The sequence below is a fragment of the Bradyrhizobium sp. 482_C4_N1_8 genome, assembly GCF_052075965.1.
GTDB classification, from domain to species: Bacteria; Pseudomonadota; Alphaproteobacteria; order Rhizobiales; family Xanthobacteraceae; genus Bradyrhizobium; species Bradyrhizobium barranii.
Map to the genome: position 1 here is coordinate 900164 of NZ_CP197231.1, position 18609 is coordinate 918772.

Genomic DNA, 18609 nt, shown 5'->3' on the forward strand with positions numbered 1-18609 from the left:
CCCCCACCACCGATCCGGGCCTCGCCCTTCGAGACGCCTGCTGCGCAGGCTCCTCAGGGTGAGGGGAGACAGCTCGCGCGCCACGTTCACCACGCCCTAAATTCATGGTCCCGCCCGACAACGAATTCCGCTATTGAAGGGCGCGGCAATCGTTCCGACCGTCCGGCGAGCATTCCCGCGCAATCGATCCATTTCGCCGGAGTGTGGTCCTTCGATGCAGCTCTATCTCCCGATCGCCGATCTGCCGGTCAACATCTTCCTGGTGCTGGCGATGGGTGCGGCGGTTGGCTTCGTCTCCGGCATGTTCGGGATCGGCGGCGGCTTCCTGATGACGCCGCTTCTGATCTTCATCGGGATCACTCCGGCGGTCGCGGTCGCCTCCGTTGCGAGCCACATCGCGGCGTCCTCCTTTTCCGGTGCGTTGTCCTACTGGCGGCGGCGCGCGATCGACCCGGCGCTCGCGAGCGTGTTGTTATGCGGCGGTGTCACCGGCACGGCGCTCGGGGTGTGGTCCTTCACGCAGCTTCGTGCGCTCGGCCAGCTCGATCTGATGATCGCGTTGTCCTACGTGGTGCTGCTCACCACGGTCGGCAGCCTGATGTTCTCCGAGGGCCTGCGCGCCCTGATGCGGACCCGTCGCGGCGCGGTGCCGCCACGGCGCACGCACAGCTGGATCCACGGCCTGCCGCTGAAAATGCGGTTCAAGCGCTCGAAGATCTACCTCTCGGTTATTCCTGTCGTGATCGTCGGCATCGTGATCGGCTTCATCGGCGCCATCATGGGCATCGGCGGCGGCTTCATCCTGGTGCCGATCATGATCTATCTGCTGCGGGTGCCGACTTCGACCGTGATCGGGACCTCGATGGTCCTGACGCTGGTCACGATGCTGTTCGCGACCTTGCTGCACGCGGTGACCAATCACCTCGTCGACGCGGTGCTGGCGCTGATCCTGATGGTCGGCGGCGTCACCGGCGCGCAGTTCGGCGCCCGCGCCGGCCAGAAGATCCGCGGCGAGCAGCTGCGGCTGTTGCTGGGCCTGCTGATCCTTTCGGTCGGCGTCCGCTTCGCCATCGAGCTGGTGATCCGGCCCGAGGATCTCTTCACCATCCGTGAATTGGGAGTGAGCGGATGATGCGCGCAGCTCTCGCAGTCCTTCTCGTCCTGCTGCTGGGCTCAGCCGCGCGTGCCGAGCGACTGATCGTGTCGGTCTCCAACCATCGCGTCACGGTGACGCCGAACTATTCCGGCGAGGAACTGGTGCTGTTCGGCTCGGTCGAGAAGGACGCCTCCACGCCCGCGGATCGAAAGAGCTACGATCTCGTCGTCACCGTGATGGGCCCGCGCGCCGACATGGTCACGCGGCGCAAGGAGCGTACCTTCGGCATCTGGATCAACACCGACTACCGGCAGTTCCTGGCGGTGCCGAGCTATCTCGCGCTGTTCGCCAACCGCCCCTTCGATGTCATCACCTCGCCCGAGATCGCGCGGCGGCAGCAGATCGGGCTCAACAACGTGCTGCTGACCCAACGGGTCAGCGGCGACTATGCCGACGTGGTGCCGAACGATGCGTTCCGCTCGGCCTTCATCCGCCTGCGAACCCAGAAAGGTCTCTATCGCGAGGACCCGAGCGCGGTGACGTTCCTGACACCGACGCTGTTTCGTACCGGCATTCCACTGCCGGAGGAGGTGCCGATCGGCACCTATGAGGTGGAAATCAAGCTGTTCGCGAACGGCGCGTTGGTCACCAAGACCGAGACCGCGTTCGAGATCGTCAAGGTCGGCTTCGAGCAGTTCGTCGCGACCAGCGCGCGGCAGCACGGCCTGATCTACGGCCTCGCGACGGCCGCGATGGCGCTGATGACGGGGTGGATGGCGTCGATCGTGTTTCGGAAGGATTAGCGTCCGTCATTGCGAGGAGCACCACTCTCTCCTCCCGTCATCGCCCGGCTCGACCGGGCGATCCAGTATTCCAGAGGCCTTCGTCGAATAGCTCGCTCTCGCAACGACCGCCGCGGCGTACTGGATGCCCCGGTCAAGCCGGGGCATGACAGCTGAGCCTCACGGCGCCTCAACCACCGTCGGCAGGCCCGGCTCCAGCAATCGCAACCGGGTCCCGAAGCCGAGCACATCAAAGGTCTTGCGCAGATCCTCGCCGTCCTGGCGGAAATGCGCCCAGCCCTCGGTATGCAATGGCACGATCATCGCATCCGGAAAGGCGCGCGCCGTCTCGATGGTGTCGTTGGTGTCCATGGTGAGATGGAACGGCCCACGCGTTTGCGCCGCGCCCGCGAACGGCAGCACCACGCCGCATTTGAAGCGGCGCGCGACCTCGGCGACGCCGTCGAACCAGGTGGTGTCGCCGCTGATGTAGACGTCGCTCGTGTCCGTCCGGCTCGAGGACACCACGAAGCCGATGACGTCGCCCGACAGCGGCTCGATGCCGGCCGGGCCGTGGCGCGCCGGCGTCGCGGTGATCGTCAGGGTGTTGCCGTCACGGTCCTTCAGATGCGAGGTCGCCCAGGGCGCGAGGCCCTCGACATGGCCGCCCAGGCGTTTTGCGCCGGCCTCGGTGGTCAGCACGCGCTTTGCGTGTTTGAGAAACGCGCGGCCGGAATTGTCGAGATTGTCCGAGTGCTGGTCGTGGCTGAGCAGGACGGCATCGATCGGGCCGATCGCGTCGGCCTTCAGTGCGGGGCCGATCGTCTTTTCCAGCGTCACATGCGGCAGCTGGTAGGCGCCGGGCGCATCGAAGGTCGGGTCAGTGAGCAGGCGGAAGCCGTCGATCTCGATCAGCGCGGTAGGGCCGCCGATCAGGGTGATGGAAATGGGCATCAGAAAGCTCCTCTTACGCAACGGGCTTTGCGGGGCGCGTCACCAGGTAAATTCCGAGCGCGACCGGGATGATGCCGAGCAGGTCGCGGGCCTCGACATGCTCACCGAGCACGATGTAGGCGAACAGCATGCCGAGCGGCGGCATCAGGAAATGATAGGCGCTCGCAGCCGTTGCGCCACACACTTTCAGGAGATGAAACCAGAGCCAGTAGGCGAGGATCGAGCCGCCGAGCACGAGGAACGCGAAGGCGCCGACCAGGCCCGGGGTGAAATCAATTGCGTGGACGTCGGCGAAGGTGAACGCGACCGGCGTCAGCACGATGCCGGCGGCGAGGTTCTGCACGCCGTTGCCGATCCACAGGCTTCCCTTCGGCGCGAGCAGCTTGAACAGAATCGTGCCGGCGACGATGGAGGCGAGCGAGGCCAGGGTGAAGACGATGCCGTGCAGGGAGTCTGTGCCGACCGACAGGCGATGCCAGACGATCAGGGTGACGCCGGTGATGCCGAGCAGGAGACCGCCCGCCTTGCGCCAAGTCATGCCTTCGCCAAGCAGCAACGCAGCGAGCGCCGCCGTGAATACTGGATTGGCCGAGACGATCAGGCCGCCGAGGCCGGCGGAGACCGATTGCAGGCCGGTGTAGCCGAGCCCGAGATAGAGTGCGTTGTTGGCGATGCCGAGCACGGCAAAGATCGCGGCATCGCGCCAGGACAATGACCAGCCATCACCGCGGATCAGCGTCGCACCGAGGATCAAAATGCCGGCAAGCGAGAAGCGCGCGGCGAGCAGGATCAGCGGCGGGCAATGGGTGACGCCGATCTTGCCGGCGACGAAGGCATAGCTCCAGAGCAGGCAAAACAGTCCGATGGCGAGCGGCAGCGTGTTGAACCGGCTGGGGGCTGCGGGAAGCGAGGTGGCGAGCGACATGAGGGCATTCTCCTGAGCCCTCGATCTAGGGAGACGGCTTGTCATTTGGAAATTAAATGATTAACTTCCAATCAGTGGATTTTCGAATGGAGGCGGCCATGCTCGACCTGGAGCTCCTGCGCAGCTTCGTCTCGGTGGTCGAGGCCGGCGGCTTCACCCGCGCCGGCGAGCGCGTCCACCGCACGCAATCGACCGTCAGCCAGCAGATCAAGCGGCTGGAGGAGGACGTCGGCCAGGTGCTCTTGCACCGTGACGGCAAGGACGTGCGCCCCACTGAGGCCGGCGAACGGCTGCTGTCCTACGCGCGACGGCTGCTCACGCTCGCCGAGGAGGCGCGCGACGTGCTGCGCGAGCCCGACAGCGAGGGCGCGATCCGGCTCGGCATCCCCGAGGATTTTGCGGCGTACCGGCTGGCAAAACTGCTCGGCGCCTTCTCGCGCTCACATCCGGGTCTGCGAATGGACGTGCGCGCCGACCAGAGCAAGAACCTGTCCCGCGACCTCGAACGCGGCGAGCTCGACCTCGCCTTGTTCAAGCGTGAGGCCGGCGCGAAAGGCGCTATCGCGGTGTGGCCGGAGCGGGTGCACTGGGTCACGAGCAAGAGCCATCCGGTCGACGTCAACGCCTCGTCCGTGCCGCTGATCGGATTTCCGCTCGGCTGTCTCTATCGCGCCGGCGCCATCCACGCGCTGGAAAGCGCGGGCCGCGCCTGGCACATGTCCTATTCGTCATCGAGTCTCGCGGGCATCCAGGCTGCGGTCGCAGCCGGCATGGGCTTAAGCATCCTGTCGGAGATGTCGATCCAGTCCGACCACCGCGTGCTGACCGCCAAGGACGGCTTTGAGCCGATCAACCGGACCGAAGTGGCGCTGATGGCCTCGCCCGGTGCCAGCCCCGCAACGCTGCGGCTGGCGGATCGGCTCGCGGAGTTCTGCGACAATGTACAGGCCAAGGCGGCGTGATCACGCCGCGGCAATCACCGTGAGCTCCGGCCACAACGCCTTCCATCGCGCGGCCTTCACCGCGTAACTCGCCGCAGAGAAGTTCGGGCCCGGATTGGGCCGCGCGATCAATCCGGCTATGTCGTCGAAGCCGCGCGGCGCGTAGACCTCGTAGCCGTCGCCTCCGTGCCTCACACCGACTTGCGTGTTCTGGGTGAGGAAACGGTCGATGCCGTCGGTCGAGCAGGTGAGAGGCGGATAGGGCAGGCCGTGCTTGCCGGGATACCAAAGGTGCACGCGCGCCTGGTTGCGGGTCTCGATCTTGACGCCGAGATGCGCGAGCCGCGCATGCAGCGTGCGGATCACGGTGTCCTCCGCCTCCCATGAGGTGTCTGGATCGAAATAGAACACGTCGTAATCGGCGATGCCATGATCGACCGCGCGGTCCGTGAGTACGTTCCACGCCGTCTGCACCAGGCACCCCGACACCAGCCACGCATCGGGAAGCGCGAGCGAGGCGAGCTCGCCGATGATTGCAACATTGACTGGGTTCTTCAGCGCCAGCGTGAGGAAGCGGTCGCGATCCATCGCGGCCATCATTCACGCGCCGGCATCGTACGCCGCTCGTGCGGTCTTCGAGGCGAGGCCGCGCCAGCGCCGCCGCAGGAACGGCTCGACGATCGCGCGCTTCGCCTTGGACAGGCGGATCAGCACGATCGGATAGTCGGCGTAGTGATCGGTGAAATAAAAGATTCTTGGCTGGCTCTCGACCAGCATGGCGCGCTCGTCGATTGGAACGTCGGGCACGACGAGGCTGTCGCCGTCCTCCTTCAGCCGCGCCAGCATCTTCTTGCGCACTTTCAGCGCGGGCGTGCCGTAGGAGGTGCCGTCCTCGACCTCCGGCCACGTCAGTGCAAATTTTCTGACGTCGTCGAAGGTCATTTGATCAAGACCTTGGGATCAGCTCAGTGCACGGCGGTGAAGAACCGCGCGAGCCGGAAGCCGGAGAGCCAGGTCCACACCGGCTGGCCGCGCATGCCGAGATCCCAGGAGCCGAGCACGGCATCCGCGCGTCCGACCAGATTGTCGATCGGCAGCAGACCGACGCCGCCGGAGCGCAGGGGCACGCGGCTGTCGGCGGAATTGTCGCGGTTATCGCCGAGCACGAAGAGGTGGCCGGGCGGCACCGTCACTTCAGGCGTGTTGTCGAGCGGACCGTTGTCGCGCATCTTGAAGATCAGATGCGACACGCCGTTCGGCAGGGTCTCGATGTAGCGGTAGGCCGGCTCGCTGCCGCCATTGTCGTCTTCGGCGGCGCCGACGCCATCCGGCTTCAGCTCGGCGGGACGGTCGTTGATGAAGAGCTGGCCCTGCCGCATCTGGATGCGGTCTCCGGGCAGACCCACGACGCGCTTGACCCAGGCCTGCGAGCGATCGCCGGGCCAGCGGAACACGACGACGTCGCCCTGCTTCGGCGTCTCCGCGAAGACGCGGCCGCTTTCGGGCAGGTTGATCTGGATCGGCAGCGACGAGGTGCCGTAGCCATAGGGGAATTTCGAGGCGAGCAGCGCATCGCCGATCAGGAGCGTCGGCTCCATCGAACCCGACGGTACATAGAACGGCTCGGCGAGTGCGCCCTTGGCGATGAACACGGCGGCGACGATGCCGGCGAGCTGCATCAGCTGACCAGCCCAGCCGCTGCTCTTCCGCTTGGCGGTGACAGTTACCTTCTCAACGCTCATGCGCCCGTTCCACCAACTGTAATACGTTCCATCAGAAGCGACGGCTGGCCGACGCCGACGGGCACGCCCTGACCGTTCTTGCCGCAGGTGCCGATGCCGGTATCCAGCGCGAGATCGTTGCCGATCATGCGGATGCGATGCAGGTCGGTCGGCCCGTTGCCGATCAGCATGGCGCCCTTCAGCGGCGCGCCAATCTTGCCGTTCTCGATCTTGTAGGCCTCGGTGCACTGGAACACGTATTTGCCCGAGGTGATGTCGACCTGGCCGCCGCCGAAATTCGCGGCGAAGACGCCGTTCTTCACGGAGGCGAGGATCTCGGCCGGATCGCGGTCGCCCGCGAGCATGTAGGTGTTGGTCATGCGCGGCATCGGCACATGGGCGTAGCCCTGGCGGCGGCCGTTGCCGGTCGGCTTCATGTTCATCAGGCGCGCGTTCTGGCGGTCCTGCATGTAGCCGACCAGAATGCCGTCCTCGATCAGCACGGTGCGGTTGGTCGGCGTGCCCTCGTCGTCGATCGACAGCGAGCCGCGGCGCGAGGCAATGGTGCCGTCGTCGATCACGGTGACGCCCTTGGCCGCAACCTGCTGGCCCATCAGGCCGGCAAAGGCCGACGTCTTCTTGCGGTTGAAATCGCCTTCGAGGCCATGGCCGACCGCCTCATGCAGCATCACGCCGGGCCAGCCGGCCCCAAGCACGACGTCCATCTCGCCGGCGGGGGCGGGAATCGATTCCAGATTGACCAGGGCTTCGCGCAGCGCGCCGTCGGCGGCGTCGCGCCAGTTCTTGCTCTCGATGAATTCGGCATAGCCGGCGCGGCCGCCATAACCCTTGCTGCCGCTCTCCTGGCGGTCGCCCTGACCGGCGACGACGGAGACGTTGACGCGCACCAGCGGGCGGATGTCGCGATAGCTCTCGCCATCGGGCCGCAGGATCTCGACGACCTGCCAGGTTGCGCCGAGGCTGACGCTGACCTGCCGCACCCGCGGATCCTTGTCGCGTAAGTAAGCGTCGATCTCGGCGAGCAGCTTCACCTTGGTCTCGAAGCCCGGCGCATCCAGCGGATTGTCGTCGGCGTAGAGCCGCACATTGGTATGCGCCGGCGGGGCCGCGAAGCTGCCCGAATAGCCGCCGCGCACGGCAGCGACCGCGTCGGCGGCGCGAATCAGCGCCGGCAGCGACACGTCGGAGGAATGGGCATAGCCGACCGCATCGTCCTTGACGGCGCGCAGGCCAAAGCCCTGCGAGGTGTCATAGGTCGCCTGCTTCAGCCGCCCATTGTCGAACATCAGCGCTTCGGTCTGGCTGTATTCCAGGAACAATTCGCCGTCGTCGGCACCGGCAAGCCCGCGTGCGACCTCGTTGCGGACCTGATCGCGGTCGAGATTGGCGCGGTCGAGCAGGGAGGTGGTGGCTGGATTGGTCATGCGTCCGTCCATTATCGGAAGATGTAGGGCAAGATAATGGTTTCCCGGCGGTTCCGCGAGGGTGCCAGGTGCCACATTACGAAACGATAGGATTCGCCGCGCGCGGACGCGCCTGCCGCCTTATGGCAGCTTGTCATAGCCCTCGCCGAGCCCGTTCAGGCTGAGCGGGAAGCCGATGCCTTCTTCCGGGGTCTCGAAGATGATGAAGGTCGCGGTCTTGGCGGTGCGGAGCTGGCCGAGCAGCTTGTCGTCCATGACGACCTCGGCGACGCAGCCATTGGGCAGACAGCGGACGAAGCCGGCGCGGCCGACGTCCTGGTTGTCGAGCTTCAACCCGAGGCCGGATGGCAGCAGCACGCCGAGTGGGGCGACCACCCGCATCAGCCGGCTCTTCTGGTCGGCGGTCTTGAGCACGATCACGGTGAGGCCGGCATTGGAGCGGTCTTCGGCCACCACGCTCTGGATCAGGGCGCATTGCTCGGTCTGGGCGCCGGGCGGGGTGTCGCAGCGGATCTGCCAGTCGCCATGGACGGAGCGCACCGCGCCCTGCGCATGGGCGAGGCCCGGCAGCGCCATGACGACAATCACCACCAGCAGGGCCGCCAGCATCGTGAGGCCGCTCGCCTGCCTTGCCATGCTTCTCGAAAACCCCATCGGGTCGGTCCCTCTGCTCGCCTGGGTCGCTCGCGCCTGGCGGACTGATACGGGAATGACGGCGTCTTGAAGGCGATTCGCAAGCAAATTCCGCGCCGCCCACACCGCCATCGCCCGCACGAATCAGGTTCCTGCGCGGCTGTCTGCCAGTGCCTACCGCGGGCAATGCCGCTGTCAAGCCGCGGCATCCCGGGAAACGGTATTTTTCTCTGATGTTACTAGGAAATATCTTGCGGGTGATGGCTGACAGGCGGGGCTCAAGACTGCATTGCGATAGATCAAGAATTATGGTTTGAGAGGCTTGATTTCGGCGTTCTAGCGATCTGGCCCCAATTCCTCTTAGAGGTATTCTTGCGCGGCGGTTTGTCAGACGGGCGGATCGAATAAGCGTTTCCCGGAAATAGGGGGATGCACTTGGGGTGATTTCGTTAGGGGAGCGCGAACGGCATGAGGATGTCGATGGGCCATGTGGGCCGGCACTTGCTGGGATTGGCCGTGGCGGGTCTGACGCTGGCGACGGGCGGTGCGGCATATGCCGAGCTCGGGCAGCCGGCGCCGTGGGAATGGACGCTCCAGCAATCCGCCTCGCCGGTGATGGACAACATCGTCTGGTTCCACAACTTTCTGTTCGTGCTGATCACGCTGATCACGCTGTTCGTTCTGGCGTTGCTGGTGATCGTGGTCATGAAGTTCAACGCGAAGGCCAATCCGGTGCCGTCGCGGACCACGCACAACACGCTGATCGAGGTGGCGTGGACGCTCGTTCCGGTGCTGATCCTGGTCGGTATCTCGGTGCCGTCGTTCCGCCTGCTGTTCCTCGAGCTCGACGTGCCGAAGGCGGATTTGACCATCAAGGCCACCGGCAAGCAGTGGTACTGGTCCTATGCCTATCCTGATAACGGCAAGTTCGAGTTCGACTCGCTGATGGCCCAGGACAAGCAGCCCCGCCTGCTCGGCGTCGACAACGAGATGGTGGTGCCGGTCAACAAGGTGATTCGTGTCCAGGTCACCGGCGCGGACGTCATCCACGCCTTTGCGCTGCCGGCTTTCGGCGTCAAGATCGACGCCATTCCGGGGCGGCTGAACGAGACCTGGTTCAAGGCCACCAAGACCGGCATGTTCTACGGCCAGTGCTCGGAGCTCTGCGGCAAGGACCACGCCTTCATGCCGATCGCGATTCGCGTCGTGGAGGACAAGGACTTCGCCTCCTGGGTCGAAACGGCGAAGAAGAAATATGCGAGCGGCGGCACCAGCACTTTCGCCTCGGCGGCCGGCCCGACGCAGTAAGCGCCGGGCGAAGGCTCGAGGGACAGAAAGCGACATAAAGGGCGGGACCGCAGAAGGTCCGAACGGGACGCAAGGCAGGATTTGAAAATGGCAACGAGCGCAGCGGCACACGGCGATCACGCGCAAGACCACGGACATGACGAGCACGCCCATCCGACCGGATGGCGGCGCTATGTCTATTCGACCAACCACAAGGACATCGGTACGATGTACCTGATCTTCGCGGTCATCGCCGGCGTCATCGGTGCCGCCATGTCGATCGCGATCCGTGCCGAGCTGATGTATCCGGGCGTGCAGATCTTCCACGAGACGCACACCTATAATGTGTTCGTGACCTCTCACGGCCTGATCATGATCTTCTTCATGGTCATGCCCGCAATGATCGGCGGCTTCGGCAACTGGTTCGTGCCGCTGATGATCGGCGCGCCCGACATGGCGTTCCCGCGCATGAACAACATCTCGTTCTGGCTGCTGCCGGCCTCCTTCGCGCTGCTGCTGATGTCGACCTTCGTCGAGGGCGAGCCGGGTGCCAACGGCGTCGGCGCCGGCTGGACCATGTATGTGCCGCTGTCGAGCTCCGGCCATCCGGGCCCGGCCGTCGACTTCGCGATCCTGTCGCTGCATCTGGCGGGCGCCTCGTCGATCCTCGGCGCCATCAACTTCATCACCACGATCTTCAACATGCGCGCGCCGGGCATGACCCTGCACAAGATGCCGCTGTTCGTGTGGTCGATCCTGGTGACGGTGTTCCTGCTGCTGTTGTCGCTGCCGGTGCTCGCCGGTGCGATCACCATGCTGCTCACCGACCGCAATTTCGGCACGACGTTCTTCGCGCCCGACGGCGGCGGCGACCCCGTGCTGTTCCAGCATCTGTTCTGGTTCTTCGGTCACCCCGAGGTGTACATCCTGATCCTGCCCGCCTTCGGCATGGTCAGCCAGATCGTCTCGACCTTCTCGCGCAAGCCCGTGTTCGGCTATCTCGGCATGGCCTACGCCATGGTCGCGATCGGCGGCATCGGCTTCGTGGTCTGGGCGCACCACATGTACACGGTCGGCATGTCCTCGGCGACGCAGGCCTATTTCGTCGCCGCGACGATGGTCATCGCGGTTCCGACCGGCGTGAAGATCTTCTCGTGGATCGCCACGATGTGGGGCGGCTCGATCGAGTTCCGTGCGCCGATGATCTGGGCGGTGGGCTTCATCTTCCTGTTCACTGTCGGCGGTGTCACCGGCGTCGTGCTGGCGAATGCCGGCGTCGACCGCGTGCTCCAGGAGACCTACTACGTCGTTGCGCACTTCCATTACGTGCTGTCGCTCGGTGCGGTGTTCGGGATCTTTGCCGGCTGGTACTACTGGTTCCCGAAGATGTCGGGCTACATGTACAATGAGACGCTGGCGAAGGCGCACTTCTGGGTCACCTTCATCGGTGTGAACCTTGTGTTCTTCCCGCAGCACTTCCTCGGCCTGTCGGGCATGCCGCGCCGCTACGTCGACTATCCCGACGCGTTCGCCGGCTGGAACCTGGTCTCCTCGGTCGGCTCCTACATCTCCGGCTTCGGCGTGCTGATCTTCCTCTACTGCGTGTTCGACGCCTTCGCGAAAAAGGTGCCGGCCGGCGACAATCCGTGGGGTGCGGGCGCGACCACGCTGGAATGGACGCTGCCTTCGCCGCCGCCCTTCCATCAGTTTGAAGTGCTGCCCCGCGTGCAGTAAACCAACGCTCGCGGCGCCCGTGACGGGCGCCGCGGCTCTTTAGCGAAGCGAGTCAAAACTAGTGTCCGTCCTCGACCATAACGCCATCGACATCGATCCCCGCATCTCGGAAGCGGAGGTGGGCGACTACATTGCGCTGCTCAAGCCGCGGGTGATGTCGCTGGTGATCTTCACCGCGCTGGTCGGACTGGCGATGGCGCCCGGGCATTTCCACCCGGTGCTGGCCATCACCTCGCTGCTCTGCATCGCAGTCGGTGCCGGCGCTTCCGGAGCGCTCAACATGGCGCTCGAGGGCGATATCGACGCCAAGATGTCGCGCACGGCAAACCGGCCGATTCCGCGCGGCCGCATCACCCGTCCCGAGGCGATGGCGTTCGGCATGACGCTCGCCTTCTTCTCGGTGATGACGCTCGGCATCCTCGTCAACTGGATCGCCGGCGCGCTGCTCGCCTTCACCATCTTCTTCTACGTCGTGATCTACACGATGATCCTGAAGCGCCGGACCGCACAGAACATCGTAATCGGAGGCGCCGCTGGTGCGCTACCGCCGGTGGTGGCGTGGGCCGCGGTCACGGGCACCGTCGACGTCGAGCCGCTGCTGCTGTTCGCCATCATCTTCTTCTGGACGCCGCCGCACTTCTGGGCGCTGGCGCTGTTCCGCTCCGACGACTATGCGCGTGCCGGCATTCCGATGCTGCCCAACGTCGCCGGTCCCGACGCGACGCGGCTTCAGATCCTGCTCTACACCATCGTGCTGATCGCGGTCGCCGCCGCCCCGTGGGCGCTCGGCTATTTCGACGCCATCTACGGCATCGTCTCGCTGATCCTCGGCGCCGGCATGCTTGTGCTCGCGATCAACGTCTATATGCGCCGCGAGCGCAGCCAATCGCTGCGCGCGACCCGCAAGCTGTTCGCCTTCTCCATCCTTTATCTGTTCGCACTGTTTGCGACCCTGCTGGCCGAAGTCGTGTTCCGGGCGCTTGCTCCGATGGTAGGGGGCGCATGATCGCTGGAATGGCCGACAAACCTGAGATGAATGGAATCGTCCTCACGGAGGCGCAGAAGAAGAGCCGCCGCCAGCGCTCGATCGCGATCGCGCTCGCGCTCGGCGTGCTCGTGGTGCTGTTCTTCGCCGTCACCATCGTCAAGGGACCGGCAGTACTCGTCCGGCCGATGTAGGAAACATGGATCGAGAGCCCACCATATCGCGGGATCAGAGCCGGACGGCCAAGCAGGGGCGTGGGCCTTCCAAGGGTCTTGGCCGCGACGTGCTGGTCGCCTCGATCTGCGGAGGCGTGGTGGCGCTGATGGTCGGTGCCTCCTACGCGGCGGTGCCGTTCTACAACTGGTTCTGCCGCGCCACCGGCTTCAACGGCACGACGCAGGTTGCGACCTCGGCGCCGGCCACCGGGCCGATCGCACGGAAGATCGCGGTGCGCTTCGATTCCAACGTCGCGCCCGGCCTGCCCTGGAAGTTCGAGCCGGAGCAGAGCGAGATCGAGGTCAATATCGGCCAGGTCGTGACGGTCTTTTACACCGTGACCAACCAGGCCGCGCGCACCACCGCGGGCCAGGCGGCCTACAACGTCGCGCCCCTGACGGTCGGCTCCTACTTCCAGAAGATCAACTGCTTCTGCTTCACCGAACAGACCATGGCGCCCGGCGAGAAGCGCGAGATGCCGGTCGTATTCTACGTCGATCCGTCGATCGCCGACGATCATGAGAACGACGGGCTGAACACGATCACGTTGTCCTACACGTTCTATCCGGTGCGCGATCCCGTGGTGAAGCCGCTGGCGTCGGGTGAAGACGACAAACGCAAGGGAAATCTCTGACCGCCGGGCTCACGTCGCGGGGGTTGGACACAAGGGGATAAGTGCCGGACAGGCACGGGATTGAGGAGAGAGACCGCAAATGGCAACGGCGCACACCAAGCATCACGACTACCACCTGGTGGATCCCTCCCCGTGGCCGGTCGTCGGCTCCATCTCGGCCTTCATCATGGCGGTCGGCGCGATCACCTGGATGCACCACATGTTCTCGGCCGCGCCGATCATCTTCGGTGCCGGCACCGTCGGCGTGATCTACACCATGGTGAGCTGGTGGGGCGATGTGATCAGGGAAGCCCAGTACAAGGGCGATCACACCCGCGTCGTGCAGCTGCATCACCGCTACGGCATGATCCTGTTCATCGCCTCCGAGGTGATGTTCTTCGTCGCCTGGTTCTGGGCCTATTTCAACGCGGCGCTGTTCCCGGCCGACGCCGTCCACGCCACACGCGACGCCGTGTTCGGCTGCGGTCTCGGCACCGCGGCTGGCGCCTGCGCCGTGCCCGGCACCTGGCCGCCGCATGGCATCGAGACCTTCGATCCCTGGCATCTGCCGCTCCTGAACACGCTGATCCTGCTGACGTCGGGCACCACCGTGACCTGGGCGCACCACGCGTTGCTCGAGAATGATCGCCAGGGCCTGAAATACGGCCTGATCCTCACCGTCGTGCTCGGCGCGCTCTTCACCTGCGTGCAGGCCTATGAGTACAGCCACGCGGCGTTCTCGTTCGGCGGCAATGTCTATGGCGCGACCTTCTTCATGGCGACCGGCTTCCACGGTTTTCATGTGCTGGTCGGCACCATCTTCCTGCTGGTCTGCCTGTTCCGCGCCTATGCCGGCCACTTCACCCCGACACAGCACCTCGGCTTCGAGTTCGCCGCCTGGTACTGGCACTTCGTCGACGTGGTCTGGCTGTTCCTGTTCCTCTGCATCTATGTGTGGGGACACGGCGCCGAGACCATGGCCCACGGCGCGCACTGAGCCGCATTGGACCGATCAGAAGGGGCGGCCGCAGGGCCGCCCTTTCGCTTTTGGGCCGCCGGAAGCTTCGGCGGAAACTGTGATTGAGCGTTTTCGAGCGAAGCGGATACCGGTTCGCGTGAAGAAAACGCGTCAAAACAAGAATCTAGAGCTTCGGTTCTGATTCAATCAGAACCGATAATGTTCTAGAGTCCGTGATCATGAACGATACCACCGGCCCATCCGAGCCCGAGACGACCGTCCTGCAAAGCGCGCTGCGCGGGCTTGCCTGCAAGTGCCCGCGCTGCGGCAAGGGCAAGCTCTATGCGGGCTTCCTGACGCTCGCGCCCAGCTGCGACCGCTGCGGCCTCGACTATGCCTTCATCGACACCGGCGACGGTCCTGCGATCTTCATCATCATGCTGGCCGGCGGGATCGTCGTTGCGTGCGCGCTGATCGTCGAGGTCAAATACCAGCCGCCGTACTGGCTGCATGCCGCGCTGTGGCTGCCGCTGATCCTCGCGACCACGCTCTTGCCGCTGCGCGCGATGAAGTCGCTGTTGATCGCGCTGCAATTCCACCACAAGGCGGCGCCGGGCCGGCTGGTCGACCGCGCGAAATGAACGAGACCGCGCGCAAGCCCCGCGTGGCCGGCTTCGCGCTGTTCACGCTTTTCCTGGCCGCCGTCTTGGTCGCGCTCGGCGTCTGGCAATTGCAGCGCCGCGTCGCGAAACATCAGTTGATCGCCGCATTGACCGAGCGTCTCGCGGCGGCACCTGTTGCGTTGCCGCCGCCGTCGCAATGGAGCACGCTGACGCCGGAGCGGGACGAATTCCGTCGGGTCACATTTTCGGCGACCTACGAGTCCCGTCTGGATGCGATGGTCTACAGTTCCGGCTCCGCCATCCGCTCCGACATTTCCGGCCCCGGCACCTGGGCTTTCCTTCCCGCACGGCTGCCTGGCGGCGATATGGTCGCGGTCAACGCGGGCTTCGTGCCGAACACCCAACAGGACCGCGCCCTGCAGGATCGGGCGGTCGCGCGACTCATTACCAACAAGCCGGCGATGTTGACCGGCTACGTCCGTTTCCCCGAAACAGCCAGCGTGCTGATGCCTGACGCTGAGCGTGACAAACGGCTGTGGTTCACCCGCGATCATCTCGCCATGTCCCGGGCGCTCGGCTGGGGCACGGTCGCGCCGTTCTACATCGACCTGGAGCGGCCGGTGCCGGAGAACGGCATTCCGCGTCCCGGCCCGCTCGACGTGCATCTGAAGGACGATCATCTGCAATACGCCATCACCTGGTTCGCGCTCGCCGGCGCGGTGCTGATCGCATTCGGCGTCTGGGCGAGGGGACGGCGGCACCCGACCTGAAATTTTTCGTAGGTTCCTGGAGGGAACCCGGTATCGCCCGGGGTTTATTATTCAGGACATATTCACGAGGGTGGTCCTAAGCCGCACGCAAATTTTTCGCGGCAGACAGGATTTTGGTGTGAGCGATTTCGACCAGATGGGAATTGTCGTCGACTGGGTGGACGCCTGCCGGAAGGGCGACCTCGCGACGCTCCTCGATCTCTATGCGGACGACGCCCGGGTCGAATGCATGTGCAACGGCAAGCGACATTATCGCGGGCGGCGCGAGCTCGAAACCTATTGGGGACCGCGGCTCAGCACCTTCTCGTCGGCAGGCTTCGGTCTTGAGGAGATCAATCCAGTGCCGCATGGCATCGATCTCGAATATTCCGTCGCGGGCTCGCTGCGTATCCACGCCTCGTTTCGCTTCAGTCCCGAAGGCAAGATCTACAGTACCCTGTGCGAGCCGGCGCGGCAGTCCCCGCATGCCGATGGTGTGTGCTAGCCGGCCGCCGGCACGTCTCGCGCCGTCTCGACCGGCAGGCGACAGCGCACATAGGTTCGCTGGTCCGCGCGCAGCAGCGACAGCGATCCGCTGAGCGCGCGCACGCGCTCGTGCATGCCCGTCAGGCCGCGGCCGAAGACGTTGTCGGCGGGAAAGCCGCCGCCGTCGTCGGAGATCTCAATCGTGAGCACCTCGCCGGCCATGGTCGCCAGCACATGGGCATTGTTCGCCCCGGCGTGGCGCAGCACGTTGGTCAGCGCCTCCTGGATCAGGCGATAGACGGTCTGCGCCAGCGGTCGGTCGATCTCGTTCAGACCCGGATCGATCGTGGCCGTCAGGCTGATATGCGGCGCCTGCCTGCGAAAGTTCTGGAGCAGCGTCTGCACGCTGGTCTCGAGCCCCAATTCCTCGATGTAGAGCGGCCGCAGCCGGTCGAGGATGCGGCGGTTGGTCTGCTGGAGCGCCTCGACAGAGCGCATCACCTCCTGCGCCGGGTTGCCGAGATTTCCCGAGGTCTCGCTCAGCGCGATCGTGCTGGCGCGGATGCCGAACAATAGCGGTCCGAGCTCGTCGTGCAGCTCGCGCGCGAGATCGCGCCGCTCGTCGTCCTGGAGCGACACCAGGCGGTGCAGCAGGTCGCGATTATCCTGACTCAATTGCGCGAGCGTCATCGCCAGCGCATTGGCTTCCTCGCAGCTCTGCCGGATCTCCTGCGGTCCTGCGACCGGGATAGGCGTTGCATAATCGCCGCGCCGGATTCGCGTGAGGCCTGCGCCGAGATCTTGCAGGGGACGCAGCACCGATCCCGCAAAGAGATAGGCAATGGTCCCAGTCAGCATCATCAGCACGGCGATGAGGCTCGTCAGCGCCAGGAAGCCGATCCATTTCTCGAACAGATCGGCTGACAGGTCCGGCATGAACACGATGTCGCCGACACGCCTGCCGTCGATGATGACGGGAGATGCGGCGTCCATCTCCGGGATGGCGATCAGGTCCACGAACCAATGCGGCACGCCATGCAGATCACGCAGGCTGTCCTTTGGAGAGGGGGCGGGACCTGCTTCCACTGAACGGAATTGAATATCCGAGGAGTTGTCCAAAGAATGGACAAATGCGTCGAGTATCTTCCGCGGGTCGTCCGAGGCCTTCAGGCTGTTGTTGAGTGCCTCGGCGACCGTCCGGGTCGAGCGTCGGCCCGGCTCATTCTCGTCGGCAAGCTGCCCCGCCGCGAAGCTCTGGAGCAGCACGCCGCCCATGACCAGCGCGGCAAGGAAGCTCAAGCCGAGCGGAAGAAACAATTGTGTTCTGAATGAGAGCCGCTGCCACATTAGGTCAATTCTAACGCGCATTGGCGGGATTTGCTCTTTCCATTTGTTCCCGTCGGTCTATGAGTCGAAAAACAAGAGAGCGCGCGATGCAAGATACCGCCAAGCCGGCGACCCGAGTTCTGATCGTCGACGACCATCCCGTGGTGCTGTCAGGATGCCGCACCCTTTTCGCGTCCGACCACTCGATCCGTATCGACGAGGCGACCGACGCCAAATCCGGGCATCGCGCCTATATCAGCAAGCGGCCCGACGTCACCGTCATCGACATCAGCCTGCCCGACGTCTCCGGCTTCGAGCTGATGCGGCGGATCCGCAAGGACGACCCTGATGCCAAGATCATCATGTTCAGCATGAACGACGATCCGGCCTTCGTGGTGCGGGCGGTCGAGCTTGGCGCGCAGGGATATGTCTCCAAGGGCGACGATCCCCGGATTCTGCTCAAGGCGGTGCGCAAGGTGGTCGCCGGCGACAATTTCATCTCGCCGCAACTCGCGGAGGCGGTCACGTTCTCCGGTGCAGCGATCAAGGCCAATCCGGCCTCGCAGATGACGCCGCGGGAGCTCGAAATTCTCCGCCTGCTCGGCCGTGGCGACAAGATCGTCGAGGTCGCCGAGGCGCTCGGCATCTCCTACAAGACGGTCGCCAACACCACGTCCCTGCTCAAGCAGAAGCTCGGCGCCAAGAACCATTCCGACCTGATCAGGATCGCGGTGGAAATCGGGATGAGCTGACGCCCGGGGCATTGGCGGCCCGGGGGCACCGGCGGCCCGCGCACTGGCGCCCGGCACCGAACCGGCTGCTCCAGGATGCAGCCGGTCCGGCCGGGCGGATCGGGTCTCGGCGCGTACCGGGCAATGCATGGACAGCGCCGACACCATCCGCCGACACAATGGGCCGGCGTGATATTCGTTCCTGAACCACCCGAAATTGCGGGAAAAAGAAGCAATGGCGTGCGGGCGCTCGCAGGAATGCCTTTGCGAAACGCGAACCGCGCCGGGAAAAATAGGAACATTTTCTTGCCCCCGCCGTTTTGGCTCTTGACGATTTCGTGACGGGCGCCGAGAACTTGGCCGACAGTTTTGGCGGGCCGGCAACCCGCACGAGGCAAACCGGG

The 18609-nt window shown here is 64.9% G+C and carries 21 protein-coding genes; 13 read left to right on the plus strand and 8 right to left on the minus strand.

What is annotated here, in order from left to right:
* Window positions 1–214 precede the first annotated feature (214 nt).
* Together AB7Z56_RS04195 and AB7Z56_RS04200 are read left to right on the plus strand one after the other, a co-directional pair.
* Window positions 215–1132: a sulfite exporter TauE/SafE family protein gene (locus AB7Z56_RS04195; RefSeq protein WP_063980758.1), complete on the plus strand. Its 918-nt coding sequence runs from the start codon at window positions 215–217 to the stop codon at window positions 1130–1132.
* On the plus strand, window positions 1129–1899 hold the full coding sequence (locus AB7Z56_RS04200) for a TIGR02186 family protein (RefSeq protein WP_063980759.1): 771 nt from the start codon (window positions 1129–1131) through the stop codon (window positions 1897–1899). The genes AB7Z56_RS04195 and AB7Z56_RS04200 overlap by 4 nt, the downstream gene beginning before the upstream one ends.
* Before the next feature lie 159 nt (window positions 1900–2058).
* Here the strand turns inward: AB7Z56_RS04200 and AB7Z56_RS04205 are convergent, their stop codons facing one another.
* Window positions 2059–2832, minus strand: coding sequence for an MBL fold metallo-hydrolase (locus AB7Z56_RS04205; RefSeq protein ID WP_063980760.1), 774 nt, complete (start codon window positions 2830–2832; stop codon window positions 2059–2061).
* A gap of 13 nt (window positions 2833–2845) precedes the next feature.
* Entirely contained in the window at window positions 2846–3757 is a 912-nt protein-coding gene (locus AB7Z56_RS04210; protein ID WP_063980761.1) for a DMT family transporter, read from the minus strand.
* A 98-nt stretch (window positions 3758–3855) separates the two neighbouring features.
* Here AB7Z56_RS04210 and AB7Z56_RS04215 point away from each other — a divergent pair, with 98 nt between their 5' ends.
* Entirely contained in the window at window positions 3856–4719 is an 864-nt protein-coding gene (locus AB7Z56_RS04215; protein ID WP_063986047.1) for a LysR family transcriptional regulator, read from the plus strand.
* Here the strand turns inward: AB7Z56_RS04215 and AB7Z56_RS04220 are convergent, their stop codons facing one another.
* The 5 genes from AB7Z56_RS04220 to AB7Z56_RS04240 form a co-directional block, all read right to left on the minus strand.
* The gene (locus tag AB7Z56_RS04220) at window positions 4720–5286 is read right to left on the minus strand and encodes a nucleotidyltransferase family protein (protein ID WP_063986048.1); all 567 of its coding nucleotides are present in this window, start codon (window positions 5284–5286) and stop codon (window positions 4720–4722) included. It abuts the gene before it with no gap.
* Between the two features lie 12 nt (window positions 5287–5298).
* Window positions 5299–5640, minus strand: coding sequence for an MmcQ/YjbR family DNA-binding protein (locus AB7Z56_RS04225; RefSeq protein ID WP_231143820.1), 342 nt, complete (start codon window positions 5638–5640; stop codon window positions 5299–5301).
* Window positions 5641–5663: 23 nt separating this feature from the next.
* A complete protein-coding gene (gene lepB / locus AB7Z56_RS04230) occupies window positions 5664–6440 on the minus strand; it encodes a signal peptidase I (RefSeq protein ID WP_063980763.1) in 777 nt (258 codons plus the stop codon).
* Window positions 6437–7864 (minus strand): metalloprotease TldD, encoded by a 1428-nt coding sequence (gene tldD / locus AB7Z56_RS04235; RefSeq protein WP_063986049.1) that lies wholly within the window; start codon window positions 7862–7864, stop codon window positions 6437–6439. The genes lepB and tldD overlap by 4 nt, the downstream gene beginning before the upstream one ends.
* A gap of 120 nt (window positions 7865–7984) precedes the next feature.
* Window positions 7985–8518, minus strand: a complete 534-nt coding sequence (locus tag AB7Z56_RS04240; protein WP_063986050.1) for an invasion associated locus B family protein — start codon at window positions 8516–8518, stop codon at window positions 7985–7987.
* 447 nt (window positions 8519–8965) lie between these two features.
* On the opposite strand from AB7Z56_RS04240, the gene coxB reads away from it, so the two are divergent.
* From coxB to AB7Z56_RS04285, 9 genes are all read left to right on the plus strand, one after another.
* Window positions 8966–9805, plus strand: a complete 840-nt coding sequence (coxB, locus tag AB7Z56_RS04245; RefSeq protein ID WP_063980764.1) for a cytochrome c oxidase subunit II — start codon at window positions 8966–8968, stop codon at window positions 9803–9805.
* An 87-nt stretch (window positions 9806–9892) separates the two neighbouring features.
* Window positions 9893–11518, plus strand: a complete 1626-nt coding sequence (gene ctaD / locus AB7Z56_RS04250; RefSeq protein ID WP_063980765.1) for a cytochrome c oxidase subunit I — start codon at window positions 9893–9895, stop codon at window positions 11516–11518.
* 61 nt (window positions 11519–11579) lie between these two features.
* On the plus strand, window positions 11580–12524 hold the full coding sequence (locus tag AB7Z56_RS04255; protein ID WP_028151627.1) for a heme o synthase: 945 nt from the start codon (window positions 11580–11582) through the stop codon (window positions 12522–12524).
* Window positions 12521–12697, plus strand: a complete 177-nt coding sequence (locus AB7Z56_RS04260; protein WP_014498510.1) for a hypothetical protein — start codon at window positions 12521–12523, stop codon at window positions 12695–12697. The genes AB7Z56_RS04255 and AB7Z56_RS04260 overlap by 4 nt, the downstream gene beginning before the upstream one ends.
* A 5-nt stretch (window positions 12698–12702) precedes the next feature.
* Window positions 12703–13353, plus strand: a complete 651-nt coding sequence (locus tag AB7Z56_RS04265; RefSeq protein ID WP_063980766.1) for a cytochrome c oxidase assembly protein — start codon at window positions 12703–12705, stop codon at window positions 13351–13353.
* A 79-nt stretch (window positions 13354–13432) separates the two neighbouring features.
* The gene (locus AB7Z56_RS04270; protein WP_231143822.1) at window positions 13433–14329 is read left to right on the plus strand and encodes a cytochrome c oxidase subunit 3; all 897 of its coding nucleotides are present in this window, start codon (window positions 13433–13435) and stop codon (window positions 14327–14329) included.
* A gap of 200 nt (window positions 14330–14529) precedes the next feature.
* Window positions 14530–14931, plus strand: a complete 402-nt coding sequence (locus AB7Z56_RS04275; RefSeq protein WP_063980767.1) for a DUF983 domain-containing protein — start codon at window positions 14530–14532, stop codon at window positions 14929–14931.
* A complete protein-coding gene (locus AB7Z56_RS04280) occupies window positions 14928–15683 on the plus strand; it encodes an SURF1 family protein (RefSeq protein WP_063980768.1) in 756 nt (251 codons plus the stop codon). The genes AB7Z56_RS04275 and AB7Z56_RS04280 overlap by 4 nt, the downstream gene beginning before the upstream one ends.
* Before the next feature lie 118 nt (window positions 15684–15801).
* Window positions 15802–16167 (plus strand): nuclear transport factor 2 family protein, encoded by a 366-nt coding sequence (locus AB7Z56_RS04285; protein WP_063980769.1) that lies wholly within the window; start codon window positions 15802–15804, stop codon window positions 16165–16167.
* Here AB7Z56_RS04285 and AB7Z56_RS04290 read toward each other — a convergent pair.
* Window positions 16164–17495 (minus strand): histidine kinase, encoded by a 1332-nt coding sequence (locus AB7Z56_RS04290; RefSeq protein WP_063980770.1) that lies wholly within the window; start codon window positions 17493–17495, stop codon window positions 16164–16166. The genes AB7Z56_RS04285 and AB7Z56_RS04290 overlap by 4 nt on opposite strands.
* A gap of 86 nt (window positions 17496–17581) precedes the next feature.
* On the opposite strand from AB7Z56_RS04290, the gene AB7Z56_RS04295 reads away from it, so the two are divergent.
* On the plus strand, window positions 17582–18226 hold the full coding sequence (locus tag AB7Z56_RS04295; protein WP_014498503.1) for a response regulator transcription factor: 645 nt from the start codon (window positions 17582–17584) through the stop codon (window positions 18224–18226).
* Window positions 18227–18609 lie beyond the last annotated feature (383 nt).